Raw genomic sequence first — 17,213 nt, 5'->3', positions numbered from 1 at the left:
TAGCAAACAAAGAGTTAGCTAGTACAAACCAAAACCCAAGAATCGAGTGGCAGCGCTTCGCACCGCCACTCGATTCTTGGGTTTTATGTCATATAGCAAAACTTGCTTTGCTATATGACTTCTGTTATCAGTGCTTGTGCAGAATAAACTACCCGAACCCATGAATTTGCTCTCCTACTGAGACTTAGACCTATTAGAGATTAAGGACAATATTTGCTGTTGATAATAATTTTGATAATATTTCCCTCCAGCCAATCCTAAACCTAGAAACCCCCACAATATTACTCCATGCGCCCCTCGCATCGTAGGACTGGCTAGAAGAAACATAAGTGACTTTATCAATATTCCGCGAGTTATGGGAATAAAAATATCGTTGTTGTTCTTGGTTTTGCTGGTAAAAACAAGAACACTTGCAAATATAAGACCACCCACATAAGGAATTACACCAATCCAACCTAAATTGAAAAATAGCACAAGTATGGCACTATCTGTATCAAAGCTTCCGATGCCCTCTCCAATAACTTTACTAAGAGCATCATTAATTAAAATTGCGTAAGTAGCTTGACGAACTTGGGAACTTCCATCGTCTTGTAAGTTAGATAAAGTGGCTAGACGAGGACCTATAGTCGTGGAAAATGGTTCTATAGTAGTTAAGGGAATTATTATTGCAGTTAAAATTATCAGTGTTAAAGCTATTCGGAATTTCTGCTTAGGTGTTAGAGATAATACCAATGAAATCATTCCTAAAAACCATCCTATCCAATCCGCTCTTACTAGACTGAGCAGTAATGATAAAGCACCTACACCAGCTGCTGGAGCCACTAGGTTTCCTTGACAACCCAGTAGCAACAACAGTCCTGTAACCATATAATCCCCAAAAGGACCCTGCGAATTCATGGTACTCCATACTCTCATTCCAAAGGGAACTGGGCTTCCAGCACTACTATCCATCCCAGAACCAATCATCCAAAGCCGATCCCACTCAGGAGCCACGAGGAATTGATAAATTCCGTATATGCCCATAATTAAAGCTCCCCATAAGAAGACACGCTTCACGTTTTGACTATAGGCTGGATATCGTTCCCAATTAACTAATAAATGATAACCAAAGAGTAATGGTGATATCCACTCAAGTAGTGCAACCGTAGCTCTTATCGGGCTTAGCGGAACTATAGCTTCTATACTTCCTACAGAAACTATCGGGATCTGACTATGAATCATGGCAATCACGTAGCCATAAATAACAGCAGCGATCGCTAATACAAAAGGCATAGTGCCCTGTTCGCGAGTCTTAGAGAGATTAAAGTGCAATGAATGAGCGCTTACTAAAATCGCCAAAAAGGGAGCTAAGAGAATATAGCTACTACTTGACTCTGTAAAAGCACCTATTCGCCAATCACAAATCCTTCTCAGGAACGGGGTGAGGAAAAATAACCACCATACAAATCCATTGTATAGAACTGGATAGCGAAAGTATAATAGCCAGCCGAGGGCAAGTGAAGCGGCTGGAAACAAAATATTGAGAATCCTTGCACCAAAGCCTCCAAGTCCAATTAGCATCAAAGATACTATGGAAAAACCTAAGATAGCTATCCATGCTCCTGCGGGTTGAAATAGTTTGTCGGGTATTTTTAGTGAGGGATTAGCTATTGTGGAATCTTGTTGGTTCATAAATTTGTTCATCGCTGAGCTAACGAGCTCTACCTAAAGTCGTAATGTATAAAACTGCTTCATCACTGGGAATACCAAGTACTTCATTGACGAGATCATCAAAGAATCCTGCGATGCCACTCACGCCCACACCTAAACCGATCGCAGCGAGATTTAACCTTTGTCCTAAATGTCCAGCGTCCATATGTAAATAACGATAAACGCGATCGCCATATTTCTCAACAGCTTTTTGGAGGTCAGCGGTATGGAAAATTACGGCTCCTGCATCGCGACCGAGTTCTTGACCGAGGCAGAGATAATGTAATTCATCACGGAAGTTCTTAAAACGAATTTGACGTAATTCCTGTGATTTGGGTGCGTAGTAATAACAACCTTCTTCCAATCCCACCACCCCTGTTACTGCTACAAAGGTTTCGATTAAGCTGAGATCGAAATAATCGGGATTACCATCAATACCTTGATCGGTATAGTGTTGGGGCTGATAAGTAAAATCAAGAATTGCTTTGAGTTCAGCTAGTTCTAAATTTGCTCCACTATATTCACGGGTCGATCGCCGTTGCAAGATCGTATTTTCCAGCATTTCCAAATCATCACCCCAATGAATGCTTTCAGTGGTAGTGCTGACTTTTGTACAGAAGGGGAAGTTGTACTTATCAAGATCTGGTTCAGAATTGTTTTCGGTTTGATCTGATTTTTTGACATCCAACTGTTCCCAAAGTTTTTGCTTATTTGGCTTTTCAGTAATTTTGGTGGATTGGTGTAGATATTCCAAAAGCTGACCATCGGGGAGTTTGGGGTAACTATGCACAGTTCCTGAAGGTAGGGCTGTCATTACTCCCCTAGAAATATCTAACGATCGCTGCATTGGTTCTCTGGATTCCTGACCTCGACCAATGCGCTCCTCGTCTTGCAAATCAAGAATTGGCACGATCGCGATCGCCCCTTCGATCTCTTTGTCTAAAAACAGCAGTTCATTGACAGACTCATCGGCAAAGCCGCCAATTAGTGAGGCTTGATAGTCCTCAATGGAACTTGCTAACTCAATATTTCCTAACAAATGTCCCGTATCTAGAAAAATACGGCGATAAGCGCGATCTTGATAGCGCCAAGCTGATCGATGAAATACGGCTGTGATTGCGATCGCCATACGGGTGTTTTGCAAAGCGGGATGACTAAAACAAGCTTGTTGCAAACCAGCCCAAACATGATTGTCTTGCCAAAAATGAATCAAACTATGGGTGCGAACTTGATAGTTATAGATTCCTGCGGATAACAGTGGTGTCCCTGCTGAGATCAGATACAACTCCGCAGGATATAACCCACCTGCCGAGGGAGCCGCCCTCAGATAAAAAGCCTCACCCGTTACGGTCGGTACTCTTGCGGTCAATCCATAGCTGCAAAATAGTAATCGTGATAATCGCCGCCAACGACTTGCCAATAATCCATCGCGATCCGACTGAATTTCTTCAGTGAGATAGGGTTTGAGATCATAAACTGTGCCAATTTTATAATCTTTATAAGGTGATGGTTGGGTACTCCAGTCTAATCCTTGACTTTTGCTGGCTAGGGTGGCAGGCGCATACTTAGTACGTTCATGATAATGTTCGGCGAAGGAAAGTCTGGCTTCGGGCATAGTTTTGCAACGTGACGGAAATAGGCGGCTAAATTAATCTTAAACCGATAAAGTAAGGGCAATTCATGAATTGCCCTTACTTTATTGGTTTAGCTACAACAATTCTCATTATAAAAATTGGTTTTTAGAAAGCCAACCAAAGGCTGGCATTCAAAAAACCAATTTTGGTGTTGCCAGTGCCTTCGGCGCTGGCAACACCAAAATTGGTTTCATAATGGGAATTGTCGGTTTAGCTAAAAATTGCGATCTCAATATCCATGATTTCGCATATAATAGGAAGGTTGTCAAAATTTTTCTAATTAGAAAATTATCGTATTTAATATAGGGATCACGTCATGGCAGTACCCAAGAAGAAAACTTCTAAATCTAAGCGAGATAGCCGTAAAGCTGTATGGAAGCGGAAAGCCGCAGTTCATGCTCAAAGAGCTATTTCCTTAGGTAAGTCCATCCTCTCAGGCAAAAATGATGGTTTTGTCTATCCAATGGCTGAAGAGGCTGAGACCGAAGAGTAATCTTAATAAAAAAGGCGAGCTAAGCTCGCCTTTTTTGATGGTTTGTTTAAGCTGATTGAGCTAGGCTTTCTTTGATACAAGCACCAATCTGAGTATCAATCTTTAAAATATGGCTGACCAACCATTCGCATAGTTCATTATAAATTTTGAGCGCAATCTCTTCACTTGCATCGCTCTGACGATATTGATCATGGAGCTTGCCAAAGGTCTCAATAAATTTCTTGTGGGCTTCTTGATTGACTCCAGCCATCGGGCAATTATGTTTTGCTGCACAGGTTTCTTCGTTACCAAAGTGCCATTCCGCGTAAAACTTGAGAAATACCAGCAATTTCTTAATAGCATTTGTACCATTGCCTTTTTCGAGTGCTTCCCCAATTTCGTTAGTCGCCGCAATTAGTTCACGATGCTGGCTGTCGATCATTGGCACACCAGTACTCAAGGAATCAGACCATTCAAATCTTTGCATACAGTTTCTCTCATCGCATTAGCGCATCATCTTTAATTCTCTTGTAAATAAGTGGAAAATCCTGAAAAAGTAATACAAATTTAACTCCATGATGCAGCTAGCCGCCACATTTGATGACCAATTCCTAAACCGATTAAACAAGGGGCAGTCAATATAGCAATCGCCATCCATAATTTGCGCTTTTTAGTTAGGAAATCACCAACAAAAGCGATCGCCGTTAATCCGACCCATGCCACGATTGCTACAACTAAGAGATAAAATTTCAACCTTACTAAAAAAACTAAACCCCCAACAATCAAAAAACCACTGATTAAATAGCTCCATTTCATCAGCGCATAGTCTGCAAAGGCGCTCAGGAGTGGCAGTAATGAAATAATCACAAAACCTGCGATCGCCAGATCTCGGCGGGCTGGGATCGTTAGCAGTATGGATAGGAAATAGCCCATGCACATGTAACTGATCAAAATGATGACTAGCCACATCCATAGAAAATTTATTTTTTTGAAAGATACTTCTGGCTTGGGTAACTTAAATTTGGGAAATTTAAGTTTAGGTAAACTAAACTTGGATTTCCCGAATCTAGGTGAGCTGAGACTCTTTAAGGTGTTGGGGTTTTTCGCATCAAATTTTGACGGATCAGAAGTGTTTGGTGATTGCTCCGCCGCAATTCTTTGATTTTCCGCATCATCAGTATCTGCCATAATTTCATACAAATGATAGGGCGGACAAAGCACGCCCTATTTACTAAAAGGCTGTTTCTGAGGCTACAATCATTGACCCTACACCACTATTTGTGAAAATTTCGAGCAGCAGAGAATGGGGGACTCGTCCATCTACAATGTGGGCTGCTTTTACACCTTGAGCCAGCGATCGTACACAACACTGGACTTTAGGAATCATGCCCCCACTGACGACATTTTGATTCATCAGTTCTCTAGCTTTCTGAATTGTCAAACTACGATAGAGAGTGCTGGGATCTTTATAGTTATGCAAAATCCCTGCAATGTCCGTTAGCAAGATTAATTTCTCAGCGCCCAAGGCGGCGGCAAGTTCACCAGCAACCGTATCTGCATTAATGTTGTAGGACTGCCCTGTTTCATCGGTTGCCACGCTGGACACAACGGGGATATGTCCTGCTTCTAGCAAGGTAGAGAGCAAGCCAATATTAATACCGCTAACTTCTCCTACAAAACCGATCGCATCATTGCCTTGAGGACGGGCGCGGATGAGGTTGCCATCTTTACCGCATAAACCGACTCCAGAGCCACCCGCCAGATTAATCATTTCTACAATCTGCTTATTGACTCGTCCCACTAGTACCATTTCTACAACTTCCATGGTGGCGGCATCGGTGACTCGTAAGCCATTGATAAACTGTGGCTCAATGTTGAGCTTGGTGAGCCATGTATTAATTTCTGGTCCCCCCCCATGGACTAACACGGGGCGCAGTCCCATAAATGACATGGTAACGACATCGCGGATCACGTCCTGTCGCAGGTTTTCTTCCTTCATTGCTGCCCCCCCGTATTTGACAACAATGGTACGCCCTGAAAATTGCTGCATGTAAGGCAGAGCTTCACTTAGAACCTGAACGCGATCGCTGTCTGTTAGCATTTAACGCCTCGACTACTCTAAAAAAATACTTTTATAAACCTTACAACCTCAAATACACCAATAGATAAGCGATTTAGGTTGCATATTAATATTTGATGACTTTTACGATTAGCTGTCCTATTTCCTTTTCCAAGATAGGGTTGGGCAGCGAAGCCGCGCACCCCTATCTTGGAAAAATGATTTAAAGACCATCAACTGTAGCTATAGCCACCTGTATCAGGACAAATCAAAACCCAAATAGTGTGGGGCGGCGCTTCGCGCCGCCCCACACTATTTGGGTTTTATGTCCCAACAAGACTGGCAATAGCTATAAATAAAATCTACAAATACCCAATAGATAAACCGTAGATTTTATTTGTACATTATCTCAAAAGTGGTGTATGGTATTTTAAGTACGGTAATCCCACCAAGATAACGTAGATTAAATCTGGAGATCCAAGCACATGAGTTCAAGGTATCAGCAGCCTTTGGGTAAATCCAAATCGGCAATTAAAGCGATCGCTAGTCTAGTCAGCAATACATTTAGCAGTCAGTTTGCACGTAAGTTTGTTTCCTTCTTTCTGGCAGGCGCACTCATCAGCGTCACTATGGCAGCCTGCACCGCCACCACTAATCCTAACTCAGGTAGTCCCGACGCATCTAAAAAGGATGTTGAACTCACGCTTGTATCCTTTGCTGTTACTAAACAAGCTCACGAAGTAATTATTCCTAAATTTGTCGAGAAATGGCAAAAGGAACAAAATCAAAAAGTAACATTTAAGCAAAGTTATGGTGGTTCAGGCTCTCAAACTCGTGCAGTCATTGATGGACTTGAGGCTGATATTGTGCATCTGGCGCTGGCGGCTGATACTACTAAAATTGAAAAAGCTGGACTAATTGACAAAGGCTGGGAACAGGAATACCCCAATGAGGGGATCGTCTCTAAGTCTGTTCCTGTGATTGTTACTCGTGATGGCAATCCCAAAAATATTAAAGATTGGTCTGATTTGGAAAAGGAAGGAGTAAGCTTAATTACAGCTGATCCTAAAACATCAGGTGTAGCTCGATGGAACTTCCTTGCCCTCTGGAATGCTGCTTTTAAGAAAGGTGGTAGTGATGAAAAGGCTTTAGAAGCATTAACTAAGGTATATACCAATGTACCGATTCTGACTAAAGATGCTAGAGAAGCTACTGATGCTTTCTTTAAACAAGGTCAAGGCGATGCGCTGATTAACTATGAGAACGAAATCATTCTTGCTTCGCAAAAAGGAACTAAGGTTAATTATGTAATTCCCGAAGTTAACTTCTCTATCGATAATCCGATCGCAGTTGTTGATAAGAACGTCGCTAAGCATGGTACAAAGGAAGTTGCTGAAGCATTTGTGAAGTTCTTATATTCTCCTGAAGCTCAAACTGAATTTGCCAAGGTTGGATTCCGTCCTGTGGATGAAACTGTAGCCAAGGAAAAGCAATTTGTTGAGCTTTATCCTGTGGTTAAAAATCTTTCAACCGTCAAGGATCTTGGTGGTTGGGATGCCATCAATAAGAAATTCTTTGCTGATGGTGCAGCCTTTGACCAAATTCAAGCCAAAATCAAGCGCTAGAATTTATCTAAATTGTTGATTTGCAAGGGGCTAAAGCCCCTTGTTTCTTAGTTTTTTATTTGAAGACATGACAACGACAACACCTTCATCACTACCCAACAGAAAGCAATCATCTAATCCTTTTCTGAAAATAATTACCAAAATTCCTTGGACTTGGGTAATCACTTTTACATATTTAGCTTTTTTGCTAATTTTGCCAATCACCGCCATGCTTATCAAAGCTGCGAGTGAACCTTTCGATAGCTTCTGGAAAACTGCAACATCTCCCCTCGCAATCTCTAGCTACGAAATTACCTTTGTCACCGCTTTTGCTGCCGCCGCAATTAATGGCATCTTCGGCACACTCATCGCATGGGTAATTGTACGTTATAACTTTTTTGGCAAACGCTTTCTCGAAGCTGTTGTTGATTTACCCTTTGCTTTACCTACGGCTGTTGCGGGTCTAACTCTTGCTACGGTCTACAGTGATAAGGGTTGGCTAGGCTCCCTTCTCGCTCCTCTAGGCATCAAAATTGCTTTTAGCCGAATTGGTGTCTTTGTGGCGATGACATTTATTTCTTTACCATTTATTGTTCGCACTGTGCAACCTGTACTTACGGATTTAGAGAAGGAAATTGAAGAGGCTGCTTGGTCATTGGGCGCAACACAAATACAGACTTTTATTAAAGTGATTTTGCCACCACTTACGCCTTCAATCCTTACAGGTATTGCCCTTGGCTTTTCTCGCGCTGTCGGTGAATATGGCTCCACCGTAATTATTGCCTCTAATACTCCTTTTAGGGATCTCATTACCCCAGTTTTGATCTTTCAGCGCCTAGAACAATATGACTATGTAGGTGCAACGGTAATTGGTGTTGTAATGTTAGCCATTTCCTTTGTGAGTCTCCTTGCCATCAATTTATTACAAGCTTGGAGCAAAAAATATGGTTAATCTGAATAATTCTGCAAGTAACTCTGCTCAAGATTTACCTAAATCTCAACCGAGAAAAGAGAAGAAAAGCATCGCGCCTAAAATCCTCATTGGAATCTCCTTTTTATATCTGGGTTTAGTGCTGTTAATTCCAGCGTCAAATGTATTTGTCCAAGCCTTTGCTAAAGGATTGACACCATTAATAGACTCTTTCAAGCGTGAAGATTTTCTCGCCGCCATTAAACTAACCGTAAGTTTAGCCGTAGTTGCTTTACCCCTAAATACGATCTTTGGTTTGAGTGCAGCTTGGGCGATCGCTCGCAATAAATTTCCAGGCAAGGCTTTGCTACTGAGCATTATCGATCTACCCTTCTCGATCTCGCCTGTGGTTGCAGGTTTGATGATTGTCTTGCTCTATGGTCGTATCGGTTGGTTTGGTTCATTTCTAGAAGCAAATAACATCAAAATTGTGTTTGCGTTCCCTGGGATGTTACTTGCCACAATCTTTGTGAGTATGCCTTTTATTGCCCGTGAAGTTATTCCTGTATTAGATGAAATGGGAACAGAACAGGAAGAGGCGGCGCGAACGCTTGGGGCTAATGACTGGCAGATTTTCTGGAAAGTAGTTGTTCCCAATATCCGATGGGGTTTGCTCTACGGCTTAGTTTTGACTAATGCCAGAGCTATGGGTGAGTTTGGTGCTGTTTCCGTCGTATCTGGTAATATTGCGTCAAAAACCCAAAGCTTGCCACTATTTGTTGAAGAAGCCTATAAGAACTATGAGAATGAAGTTGCTTATTCGGCGGCTGTTTTACTCGCGCTATTGGCTGTAGTTACTCTAGTTCTGAAGGAAATCTTGGAACGCAAAACCCATAATCCGAATGAACGCGAATAGTGATGGTGTAAACTTTCCACGCCACATATCCTTGCAAATTATCGTTGCTAATACCAATTCACAAAAGTGTAGTTACACTTTTGTGAATTAGAAACAAAACCCAGTAAGGGTTTTAAAAACACAAAATGGCGTAGCCATTTTGTGTTTCACTAAGCGGCGATTTCCGCCGCTTAGTGAAACATCCAATGATTATAAGGAGCTTAATTTTATGGCTATTGACACTCGTCCAGTAACTAAAGATGTCAAGATTCGCATCCCTGAAGATTTACATGGCGAACCTGTTATTTCGCAATTAATTTCACAGTATGGCATAACAGTAAATATCATCTCCGCAACTTTGGGAGTAAATGCTGGTAGTGGTTGGTTCCATCTCCGTTTCAACGGAACTCAAGCACAAATTCAAACTGCGATCGCCTATCTTAATGACCTTGATATCGAAATTTGGGAAGACAATAGTGAAACAAATACAGATCTATAGCAATCCTAAATGGTTTGTGGAAGGACACCCCATCGGGTGTCCTTATCAGTAAGTATCGGATCAGCAACTAATACCAAAACACAGAATGGTGTAGCCGTTAAGCATAATTTTTGGCTTTAACTTTAATGTTTTTTTGACTAGCACTAATGGGTTCATTCCGACGCAATCCTTCTAGTTGTTTTAGCTGTTGTGATTGCTCTTGTAATCGAATAGAGAGGCGATCGCTCACCAGTTCACATAGATCAAAAATAAATGGTTCGACAATTTCGTAATATACGCTGACTCCTTGAGGAGTCCTAGAAACAATCCCTGATTGAGCCAAAATCTTCAGGTGTTTCGAGACATTTGCTTGACCTAACCCTGTCTCTTCCATGATTTCCGTAACATTCTTTGAGCCTGACTTCAAAGAACATAGCACTTGCAATCGACTGAGTTCAGATAATACTTTAAAGTAATCAGCGACTTGAGTCAGAGCAGAGGAATTAAAGGTCATAACGGTGGAGAGAAGCTTTTTAACTACTATAGTTTATTACAACTTAATCCTAGCATATTACCATATAGTAATGTATCCCAAATAATGGTAACTACACAGTTGTCTGATGTTTAAGGGTGTTGACTGTAAACTTTAGAGTTAGCTAGTACAACCCAAGAATCGAGTGGCGGAGCGAAGCTCCGCCACTCGATTCTTGGGTTTTGGTTTGTACAGCAAAACTTGCTTTGCTATATTGACACTATACAGTCCAGACGGTATAGTTAATTTAAGACAAGTCAATTGACTTAAATTTTTAGTATTCGAGCAAAAGTTTATGGTAGAGGCTTTAGAGGTAGGCAAGCGATCGCGATCGGCGACGCGAGAATCACTGCTCAATGCAGCAGGTGAAGTTGTTTTGCGCTTTGGCTCTGACGCTTTGACCCTCGATGCTGTGGCAAAAGAAGCAGGCGTAAGCAAAGGCGGATTGCTCTATCATTTCCCTAATAAAGAAGCTCTATTGACGAGTATGGTGGCAAACCTGATCGCTGAGTTCGAGCAATTATTAGAGATAGAACTTCTTCGCGAAGGCGATCTTACGATCAAGGGAGCTTGGTTACGGGCTTACATCAGGGCTGGAGATACATTCGATCGCCAGAATGCCGCAATTCAGTCTGGATTGTTAGCAGCAGTCGCTAAAGACAGCAAACTCCTCCAACCATTCCAAGAAGCCTGTACTCAGTGGCATCAACAAGCCTGTAATTGTGGTATTGCTCCACTCAAGGCTGGGATAATTCTCTTAGCTGCGGATGGACTTTCTTGGAATCAGCTATTAGGGCTTAACTGCATTTCTGATGAGGAGCGATCGCAGGTGATCGGGGAACTCATTCGGATGACCTATGCGGATGAATGAAGCTTGCTAAATTTCTTTGAAAGTGGATTAGTAAAATATGACATCTCAATCTTTCTTTAACTCCCGCCATCTTTGGCTTGGGGGAATTTTCCTTGCGGCTCTAGCTACAGGAATTTCTATTTATAGCATTGTCTCTTCGAGCAAGCCCAATATTACCAATAACACTTCAGCGATCGCTAGTGCGCCTCTGCCCGTAACAGCGCTGGGTCGATTGGAACCCGAAGGAGAAGTCATGCGTTTAGCGGCTCCCGTTGCCCTAGATGGCGATCGCCTAAAGGAATTGCGCGTCCAAGTCGGCGATCGGGTGAAAGCAGGGCAGATTATCGCCGTACTAGATGCTAGCGATCGCTTTGCTGATGAGGTGGCGCAAGCTAAGGCTCAGGTGGAGATTGCTCAAGCGGAATTCGCAAGAGTTAGTGCTGGTGCGAAACAATCAGAAATTCAAGCCCAAGAAGCATCGATTTTACGATTGCAAGCAGATTTGCGCGGTAGTGAGGCTTCCCAATCGGCGACGATTTCCCGTTGGCAATCGGAAGTTCGTACTGCGGAGGCAGAGTTGGCTCGGTTTCAACAACTCTATGCCCAAGGCGTAATCTCTGCTTCAGTTTTGGATACGAAACGTCTGGCGGCGGAGACAACCCGCGCTCAATTGCAAGAAGCTTTAAGTAATCGCGATCGCTTTGCCAATACGCTCCAAGCCCAAATCCTTGAGGCAAGTAGCACTCGTGATCGCATTGCCGAAGTGCGTCCTGTGGATATTGCTACCAAGGCTAGAGAAGTAGACAGTGCGATCGCTGCTCTCAAACGGGCGGAGACGAACCTTGCTCAAGCCTATATTCGCGCTCCAATGGATGGACAAATCCTCAAAATCCGCACGCGATTAGGGGAAAAGGTTAGCAATGATGGCATCGTTGAATTGGGAGCAACCGATCGCATGGTCGCCGTGTTGGAAGTCTATCAAACGGAGATTGATCGGGTTAAGGTTGGACAATCGGCAACGATTACAGGGCAATCTTTTCAAGGCGAAGTAAAGGGTGTGGTTTCACAAGTTGGTTTGCAAATTGAACGTCAACGACAAGCAACCAATCAAGCAGGAGAGAATCTCGATCGCCGCGTGATTGAGGTCAAAGTGCGTTTAAGCCCAGAGGATAGCCGCCGCGTTGCTGCTTTTACAAACTTGCAAGTTCAAGGCAAGATCCAGCTTTCATCCATAAATTAATATCATCAGGAGATCTATTTATGACTATTCTCAATGACAAAATGACTGTTAGGAATGAAGAGCCGCAAATCCTCTCTCTTAAACAATCTCATATTTCTATTGCTGCCAAAATGATGGCAGACACGTTCTTTGTTGACCCCCTATCTTGCTATCTCATTCCCAATGAACGTTATCGCTTAGAAAGCCTCGAAAAAGCTTGGCGTAAAACGATAAATCATGACTTTCCTTTAGGACATGTCTATTGCAGTGAACAGAGCGATCGCAATACTTCTACGGCGCTCGATAACTTGCAAATTTTAGGAATTGCTAGTTGGTTGCCTCCTAACGCTAAGTCACCCTCATTGCTAGGATCACTGCCTTTGATCTTGGAAATATTCCTTCAGAACGGGGCTATTTCCACCAAGCGCATACTCAACACTTTGACAAAAACAGAAGCCTATCGCCTGCGTGATTGTCCAACCCCGCACTGGTATCTAGAAGGATTAGGTGTATCGCCAAAGGCTCAAAGCAAAGGGATAGGCAGTTTGCTATTACAACCTGTCTTGCAGCAAGCCGATCGCCAAGGTGAAATTTGCTATCTCTTTACTTCCACCGATCGCGCCGTAAAATTCTATCAACGACATGGATTTGTAGTGCGAGAGGAACTGCGAGTTCTCAAGGATGCGCCGCCCCTATGGATGATGATGCGATCGCCACAAGCTTAATCTCAGGAGATAAAAAATGTCATACACCTTTTTGTTAGCGCAATTGCCCAATGTCGCCTCAGTTCTAGAAGATGCGATCGCTGAAATTGAATACTACGCCGCTTACGAGCCAGATGTCATCAATTGTGCGATCGCCTTTGCGATATTCAAACCGTTAGAAATGACTTTTACTTACGGAATCGAATATCTATCTGCTTTTTTTAATGGTGATCGCCAAATCACAGCGAGTTTGGACTGATCAAATAAGATGACAACATACCTATAATTTCTTGTTCGAGTTCGCCATTTTTTAAGAGATTAGGGCGATCAACGATCGCATCATAAAGTAGGGCTTTGATTGTGCGGCTAACGATGAAAACCGTTATATCTAGGTTTTTTGGTCGCAATTGATCGCGATGTGGAGCGAGAAATGAGTAGAACATTTGCTCAATTCTGGCATCATCTAGCTTTCGCATCTCCTCACTGCGGGGAACCTGTTGGTGCAGGATGCGATAGAGTTTAGGGTTCACTGTATAAGCCGCTAAAACCGCTTTGATAATCTGCTGAATTACTTCTAGGATTGAGCGATCGCCTAGCCCTTCTAGATGATGTTGCGCTAACTGCGCCATTTCATTCGCATGATGCTCTCCTAAAGCATAAAGCAAAGATTCCTTATTGGGAAAGTATTGATACAGTGAGCCAACACTCACGCCTGCGAGTTCCGCGACTCGATTTGTATTGAATTTATCGTATCCCTCTTCGGTCAAAATGCGAGTTGTGGCGATGAGAATAGCGCTAACAGTTGCTTGAGAACGCTCCTGTTTTGGTAATTTACGCGGCTTTTGTAAGGGTTTGGTCATAGGTCACAAATATCAAAAAAAGATCAAAAAAGGCGAGTTGTCAGGCACTCTAAAGTAGCTATAAAATACGAGCAATTACTCACATTATATCAGGCAAGTCTCTCGATTTGTTGTAAAAAGGAAGGATTGTTTATGCGAATTGCGATTATTTCTCTAGGAAGTCGAGGCGATGTTCAACCCTATATTGCTTTGGGTAAGGGATTGCAAAAGGCAGGGCACAACGTGCGAATAGCAACTCATGAAAACTTTGAATTTCTAGTCAGTTCGCATGGGCTGGAGTTTTTCCCAATGACTGGGAATGTACAGGAATTTATGGCAACTCCCAAGATGCGAGAGTTAACGGAAAAAGGAGATTTTTTCGCGATTAACGCGGAAGCGACAAAAGCAACTAAACGCGCTGCTGTTGACTGGGCGAAAGATAGTTTGTCGGCTTGTCAGGATGTGGATCTTCTGATTACAGGTGTGGGCGGACTATTCCTCGGTCTTGCGCTTGCTGAAAAGTTTAATCTACCATTGCTTCAAGCCTATATCTTTCCATTTACCCCGACAAAAGCCTTTCCCGCGATCCTATTTCCGAAATCATTAGCAAAACTCGGTAGTTATGTTAATTGGTTGTCCCATATGCTATTTCGACAGATCATGTGGCAAGGAACCCGCCAAGGCGATGAACTAGCAAGAAAACAAGTTTTGGAACTACCTGCTGCCCCGTTTTTTGGTGCTTACAATTCCCCACATTTGCAGCGTTTTCCTATTCTCTATGGGTTTAGTCCATCGATAATTAATCCACCCTCCGATTGGCAAAATACCCATGTCACAGGATATTGGTTTTTAGATGAAGATCCCAGTTGGACTCCATCTAAAGACTTGATGGATTTTTTACTTGAGGGAGCGCCACCTGTATTTATTGGCTTTGGCAGCATGGGGAATCGTAACCCAGAGGCAACAGCCGATCTCGTTTTACAAGCGATCGCGATCGCAGGGCAACGCGCCATCTTGCAATCTGGTTGGGGCGGGTTGAGTAAGCGGGATTTGCCAGATACGGTCTTTATAGTGGATTCCATTCCCCATTCTTTTATCTTTCCCTATGTGGCGGCGGTAGTCCATCACGGTGGTGCTGGTACGACATCTGCGGCTCTCAGGGCAGGAGTTCCCAGCATTGTGATTCCCTTCTTTGGCGATCAACCATTTTGGGGTAATCGCATTGCTGAACTAGGTGGTGGCACTAAACCAATTCCCCGTAAAAAGCTGACTGCGGAAAATCTTGCAAAAGCTATACAAATGGCTGTAACAGATCGCTCAATGTGCGAAACAGCAGCCAATTTAGGCGAGAAAATTCGGGCTGAAAATGGAATTGCTAAGGCAGTCGCCATTGTCAACCAAATTGAATATTAAAAACTACACAGAGGATCTATGCTTCGTAAATTGCTGCGAAAAACTCCCCTTGCTTGGCTCCAACTGACTCGTAATAAAGTTCGCTTTATTGTGGCGCTATCGGGTATTGCCTTTGCTGATATCTTGATGTTCGTGCAGATGGGTTTTGAAGGAGCGCTCTATGATTCGGCGATGAAACCCTATCGCGAATTAATTCAGGCGGATCTAGCGATCGCTAGTACACAATTTCAAACTCTCATCTCTACTCCTAATTTTCAACGCGATCGCCTTTACCAAACCCTCGCCCATCCCCAAGTTAAATCCGTTTCTCCCCTGTACATTTCCGTTGCAGGTCAATGGCGCAATCCTGAAACTCGGCAAAATCGAGCGATTCTCATTTGGGGAGTTGATGCGGGTAATCCTAGCGTCAACCTACCCGATCCCGCCCAACAAATTCCCCAGATTCAACAACTCGATCGCGTTCTCTTCGATCGCGCTGGTCGTCCTGAATATGGCGATGTGGCAAATATGTTTATGCAAAAGGGTGAACTGGAAGCCCAGCTAAATAATAAATTGGTGCAGGTAAGCGGGCTATTTGAAGTTGGTTCTTCCTTTGCGGCGGATGGCAATATTATTACCAGTGATGCAACTTTTTTACGTTTATTTCCAGACCGACGTAGCGATCGCATTGAAATGGGGCTAATTCATCTAAAAGAAGGAGCCGACGTTCAGCAAGTCAAAAGGGAGATTGCTAGCCTGTTATCTGATGATATGCGCGTTCTGACTACCGAAGAATGGGCAGGTGTCGAAAAAAGCTATTGGGAAACGGGAACCAGTATCGGCTTCATCTTTGGGTTGGGCGTTGCCATGGGCTTTATTGTCGGTATCGTGATTGTCTATCAAATTCTCTATTCCGATGTCTCCGATCATCTTGCGGAATACGCCACTCTCAAGGCAATGGGCTACAGCGATCGCTTTCTCTTAAGCATCCTTTTTCAAGAGGCTCTTTTGTTAGCTTGCTTAGGATTTCTGCCCAGTTTCCTACTTTCTGTTGGACTATATCAAGTTACCTACGCCGCCACCATGCTACCGATAAAAATGACGCTAGAACGCGCCACTTCTGTATTTGTGATGACTGTAATCATGTGTACAGTTTCGGGCGCGATCGCCATGCGAAAACTCCAAACCGCCGATCCTGCTGATATTTTCTAATTATTTTTTAAACTTTATGTCAGCATTACTTCCCTCTCTAATAGCGATCGCGGCTCTCGATAGCCTTAATCCATCGGCGATCGCTTTACAAGTCTATTTGCTAGGAACGCCAAAGCCAATTCCGAGATCGATCGCCTTTGTAATTGGCATATTTTTAGCCTATTGGACATCGGGATTATTGGCAGTCTTGGGCTTAGATAGATTAATTCAGACCGTGATCGTAAACTCTGGATTCTCTTTATCTACGCCATTACTTTATACAATTCAGCTTCTGATTGGCATAATTTTATTGGTAGTGGGCATTATGCTCCGAATTCCTACTCAATCTGAACCAGCAAAAGTACCGAAAAAATTAAACTTGGCAAGAACTTTCCTGTTAGGAATGTCTGTAACGATTTTAGAACTTCCCACCGCTTTACCATATTTCGCAGCGATCGAGCAGATCGTCCGCGCTAACCTAGATCTCGTATCAACTATGAGGATCTTGGCACTCTATAACCTAATTTTTGTCCTGCCACCAAGCGCTCTAGTTGTTATCTATCTTTTCTTCCATCGTCAGAGCTTTGCCCTGTCTCTAATTCAGCGCATTAACCGCTCCATTGCCATCTATTCTCCTCACATCATCCGTTTTCTAATCTTAGGTTTAGGCATATTTTTTATTGCCGATAGCCTCGTCTATTGCATTGCCAACGCCTTTGGAAATCCATCAATCAAACTCCTATAG

The 17,213-nt window shown here is 43.0% G+C and carries 19 protein-coding genes; 12 read left to right on the top strand and 7 right to left on the bottom strand.

The window, feature by feature from the left end; all coding sequences use genetic code 11:
* Positions 1–174 precede the first annotated feature (174 nt).
* Both H6G05_RS01140 and H6G05_RS01135 read right to left on the bottom strand, forming a co-directional pair.
* The gene (locus H6G05_RS01140; RefSeq protein WP_190575541.1) at positions 175–1,671 is read right to left on the bottom strand and encodes an O-antigen ligase domain-containing protein; all 1,497 of its coding nucleotides are present in this window, start codon (positions 1,669–1,671) and stop codon (positions 175–177) included.
* Between the two features lie 19 nt (positions 1,672–1,690).
* The gene (locus H6G05_RS01135) at positions 1,691–3,304 is read right to left on the bottom strand and encodes a SagB/ThcOx family dehydrogenase (RefSeq protein ID WP_190575539.1); all 1,614 of its coding nucleotides are present in this window, start codon (positions 3,302–3,304) and stop codon (positions 1,691–1,693) included.
* Between the two features lie 335 nt (positions 3,305–3,639).
* Here H6G05_RS01135 and rpmF point away from each other — a divergent pair, with 335 nt between their 5' ends.
* Entirely contained in the window at positions 3,640–3,816 is a 177-nt protein-coding gene (rpmF, locus tag H6G05_RS01130; protein WP_094528850.1) for a 50S ribosomal protein L32, read from the top strand.
* Between the two features lie 46 nt (positions 3,817–3,862).
* Here rpmF and H6G05_RS01125 read toward each other — a convergent pair whose 3' ends face one another.
* The 3 genes from H6G05_RS01125 to argB all read right to left on the bottom strand — a co-directional run bounded on the left by H6G05_RS01125 (position 3,863) and on the right by argB (position 5,896).
* Positions 3,863–4,282 carry a bacteriohemerythrin gene (locus H6G05_RS01125; protein ID WP_190575537.1) on the bottom strand — a complete coding sequence of 140 codons (420 nt, stop codon included), beginning with the start codon at positions 4,280–4,282 and terminating at the stop codon, positions 3,863–3,865.
* 80 nt (positions 4,283–4,362) lie between these two features.
* On the bottom strand, positions 4,363–4,983 hold the full coding sequence (locus tag H6G05_RS01120; RefSeq protein ID WP_190575534.1) for a hypothetical protein: 621 nt from the start codon (positions 4,981–4,983) through the stop codon (positions 4,363–4,365).
* Positions 4,984–5,026: 43 nt separating this feature from the next.
* On the bottom strand, positions 5,027–5,896 hold the full coding sequence (argB, locus tag H6G05_RS01115) for an acetylglutamate kinase (protein ID WP_190575532.1): 870 nt from the start codon (positions 5,894–5,896) through the stop codon (positions 5,027–5,029).
* Between the two features lie 443 nt (positions 5,897–6,339).
* On the opposite strand from argB, the gene H6G05_RS01110 reads away from it, so the two are divergent.
* The 4 genes from H6G05_RS01110 to H6G05_RS01095 all read left to right on the top strand — a co-directional run bounded on the left by H6G05_RS01110 (position 6,340) and on the right by H6G05_RS01095 (position 9,762).
* Positions 6,340–7,479, top strand: coding sequence for a sulfate ABC transporter substrate-binding protein (locus tag H6G05_RS01110; protein ID WP_190575530.1), 1,140 nt, complete (start codon positions 6,340–6,342; stop codon positions 7,477–7,479).
* A 67-nt stretch (positions 7,480–7,546) separates the two neighbouring features.
* Positions 7,547–8,410 (top strand): sulfate ABC transporter permease subunit CysT, encoded by an 864-nt coding sequence (cysT, locus tag H6G05_RS01105; RefSeq protein ID WP_190575528.1) that lies wholly within the window; start codon positions 7,547–7,549, stop codon positions 8,408–8,410.
* Positions 8,403–9,284, top strand: coding sequence for a sulfate ABC transporter permease subunit CysW (gene cysW / locus H6G05_RS01100; RefSeq protein ID WP_190575526.1), 882 nt, complete (start codon positions 8,403–8,405; stop codon positions 9,282–9,284). The genes cysT and cysW overlap by 8 nt, the downstream gene beginning before the upstream one ends.
* Before the next feature lie 208 nt (positions 9,285–9,492).
* Positions 9,493–9,762, top strand: a complete 270-nt coding sequence (locus tag H6G05_RS01095; protein ID WP_190575524.1) for an NIL domain-containing protein — start codon at positions 9,493–9,495, stop codon at positions 9,760–9,762.
* A 97-nt stretch (positions 9,763–9,859) separates the two neighbouring features.
* Here the strand turns inward: H6G05_RS01095 and H6G05_RS01090 are convergent, their stop codons facing one another.
* Complete coding sequence (locus H6G05_RS01090) at positions 9,860–10,255, bottom strand: ArsR/SmtB family transcription factor (RefSeq protein ID WP_190575522.1); 396 nt, start codon at positions 10,253–10,255, stop codon at positions 9,860–9,862.
* 313 nt (positions 10,256–10,568) lie between these two features.
* Between H6G05_RS01090 and H6G05_RS01085 the strand changes: the two genes are divergently transcribed.
* The 4 genes from H6G05_RS01085 to H6G05_RS01070 are packed head-to-tail and all read left to right on the top strand — an operon-like array spanning position 10,569 to position 13,305.
* Entirely contained in the window at positions 10,569–11,144 is a 576-nt protein-coding gene (locus tag H6G05_RS01085) for a TetR/AcrR family transcriptional regulator (RefSeq protein WP_190575520.1), read from the top strand.
* A 37-nt stretch (positions 11,145–11,181) separates the two neighbouring features.
* Entirely contained in the window at positions 11,182–12,363 is a 1,182-nt protein-coding gene (locus H6G05_RS01080; protein ID WP_190575518.1) for an HlyD family efflux transporter periplasmic adaptor subunit, read from the top strand.
* Between the two features lie 20 nt (positions 12,364–12,383).
* Positions 12,384–13,067 carry a GNAT family N-acetyltransferase gene (locus tag H6G05_RS01075; protein ID WP_190575516.1) on the top strand — a complete coding sequence of 228 codons (684 nt, stop codon included), beginning with the start codon at positions 12,384–12,386 and terminating at the stop codon, positions 13,065–13,067.
* A 16-nt stretch (positions 13,068–13,083) separates the two neighbouring features.
* On the top strand, positions 13,084–13,305 hold the full coding sequence (locus tag H6G05_RS01070) for a hypothetical protein (protein ID WP_190575515.1): 222 nt from the start codon (positions 13,084–13,086) through the stop codon (positions 13,303–13,305).
* Here the strand turns inward: H6G05_RS01070 and H6G05_RS01065 are convergent.
* Positions 13,286–13,906 (bottom strand): TetR/AcrR family transcriptional regulator, encoded by a 621-nt coding sequence (locus tag H6G05_RS01065; RefSeq protein WP_190575513.1) that lies wholly within the window; start codon positions 13,904–13,906, stop codon positions 13,286–13,288. The two genes, H6G05_RS01070 and H6G05_RS01065, sit on opposite strands and share 20 nt — an antisense overlap.
* A 132-nt stretch (positions 13,907–14,038) precedes the next feature.
* On the opposite strand from H6G05_RS01065, the gene H6G05_RS01060 reads away from it, so the two are divergent.
* The 3 genes from H6G05_RS01060 to H6G05_RS01050 are packed head-to-tail and all read left to right on the top strand — an operon-like array spanning position 14,039 to position 17,213.
* On the top strand, positions 14,039–15,298 hold the full coding sequence (locus H6G05_RS01060) for a glycosyltransferase (protein ID WP_190575511.1): 1,260 nt from the start codon (positions 14,039–14,041) through the stop codon (positions 15,296–15,298).
* Positions 15,299–15,316: 18 nt separating this feature from the next.
* Positions 15,317–16,489 (top strand): ABC transporter permease DevC, encoded by a 1,173-nt coding sequence (gene devC / locus H6G05_RS01055; protein WP_190575509.1) that lies wholly within the window; start codon positions 15,317–15,319, stop codon positions 16,487–16,489.
* A 16-nt stretch (positions 16,490–16,505) separates the two neighbouring features.
* Positions 16,506–17,213, top strand: a complete 708-nt coding sequence (locus H6G05_RS01050) for a GAP family protein (protein WP_190575507.1) — start codon at positions 16,506–16,508, stop codon at positions 17,211–17,213.

Origin of the sequence: Phormidium tenue FACHB-1050 (genome assembly GCF_014696925.1) — a bacterium.
In the GTDB taxonomy this organism is placed as follows: domain Bacteria; phylum Cyanobacteriota; class Cyanobacteriia; order Pseudanabaenales; family Pseudanabaenaceae; genus Pseudanabaena.
This window is presented reverse-complemented; position numbering and strand designations above follow the sequence as displayed.

What these genes read in the sequence shown, in the direction of transcription:
- H6G05_RS01050 (WP_190575507.1), top strand. Translation starts at nt 16,506, where the DNA reads ATGTCAGCATTACTTCCCTCTCTAATAGCGATCGCGGCTCTCGATAGC.
- H6G05_RS01125 (WP_190575537.1), bottom strand. Translation starts at nt 4,282, where the DNA reads ATGCAAAGATTTGAATGGTCTGATTCCTTGAGTACTGGTGTGCCAATG.
- H6G05_RS01095 (WP_190575524.1), top strand. Translation starts at nt 9,493, where the DNA reads ATGGCTATTGACACTCGTCCAGTAACTAAAGATGTCAAGATTCGCATC.
- H6G05_RS01110 (WP_190575530.1), top strand. Translation starts at nt 6,340, where the DNA reads ATGAGTTCAAGGTATCAGCAGCCTTTGGGTAAATCCAAATCGGCAATT.
- H6G05_RS01065 (WP_190575513.1), bottom strand. Translation starts at nt 13,906, where the DNA reads ATGACCAAACCCTTACAAAAGCCGCGTAAATTACCAAAACAGGAGCGT.
- H6G05_RS01070 (WP_190575515.1), top strand. Translation starts at nt 13,084, where the DNA reads ATGTCATACACCTTTTTGTTAGCGCAATTGCCCAATGTCGCCTCAGTT.
- cysW (WP_190575526.1), top strand. Translation starts at nt 8,403, where the DNA reads ATGGTTAATCTGAATAATTCTGCAAGTAACTCTGCTCAAGATTTACCT.
- devC (WP_190575509.1), top strand. Translation starts at nt 15,317, where the DNA reads ATGCTTCGTAAATTGCTGCGAAAAACTCCCCTTGCTTGGCTCCAACTG.
- H6G05_RS01080 (WP_190575518.1), top strand. Translation starts at nt 11,182, where the DNA reads ATGACATCTCAATCTTTCTTTAACTCCCGCCATCTTTGGCTTGGGGGA.
- H6G05_RS01090 (WP_190575522.1), bottom strand. Translation starts at nt 10,255, where the DNA reads ATGACCTTTAATTCCTCTGCTCTGACTCAAGTCGCTGATTACTTTAAA.
- cysT (WP_190575528.1), top strand. Translation starts at nt 7,547, where the DNA reads ATGACAACGACAACACCTTCATCACTACCCAACAGAAAGCAATCATCT.
- H6G05_RS01120 (WP_190575534.1), bottom strand. Translation starts at nt 4,983, where the DNA reads ATGGCAGATACTGATGATGCGGAAAATCAAAGAATTGCGGCGGAGCAA.
- H6G05_RS01135 (WP_190575539.1), bottom strand. Translation starts at nt 3,304, where the DNA reads ATGCCCGAAGCCAGACTTTCCTTCGCCGAACATTATCATGAACGTACT.
- H6G05_RS01140 (WP_190575541.1), bottom strand. Translation starts at nt 1,671, where the DNA reads ATGAACCAACAAGATTCCACAATAGCTAATCCCTCACTAAAAATACCC.
- H6G05_RS01085 (WP_190575520.1), top strand. Translation starts at nt 10,569, where the DNA reads ATGGTAGAGGCTTTAGAGGTAGGCAAGCGATCGCGATCGGCGACGCGA.
- H6G05_RS01075 (WP_190575516.1), top strand. Translation starts at nt 12,384, where the DNA reads ATGACTATTCTCAATGACAAAATGACTGTTAGGAATGAAGAGCCGCAA.
- rpmF (WP_094528850.1), top strand. Translation starts at nt 3,640, where the DNA reads ATGGCAGTACCCAAGAAGAAAACTTCTAAATCTAAGCGAGATAGCCGT.
- argB (WP_190575532.1), bottom strand. Translation starts at nt 5,896, where the DNA reads ATGCTAACAGACAGCGATCGCGTTCAGGTTCTAAGTGAAGCTCTGCCT.
- H6G05_RS01060 (WP_190575511.1), top strand. Translation starts at nt 14,039, where the DNA reads ATGCGAATTGCGATTATTTCTCTAGGAAGTCGAGGCGATGTTCAACCC.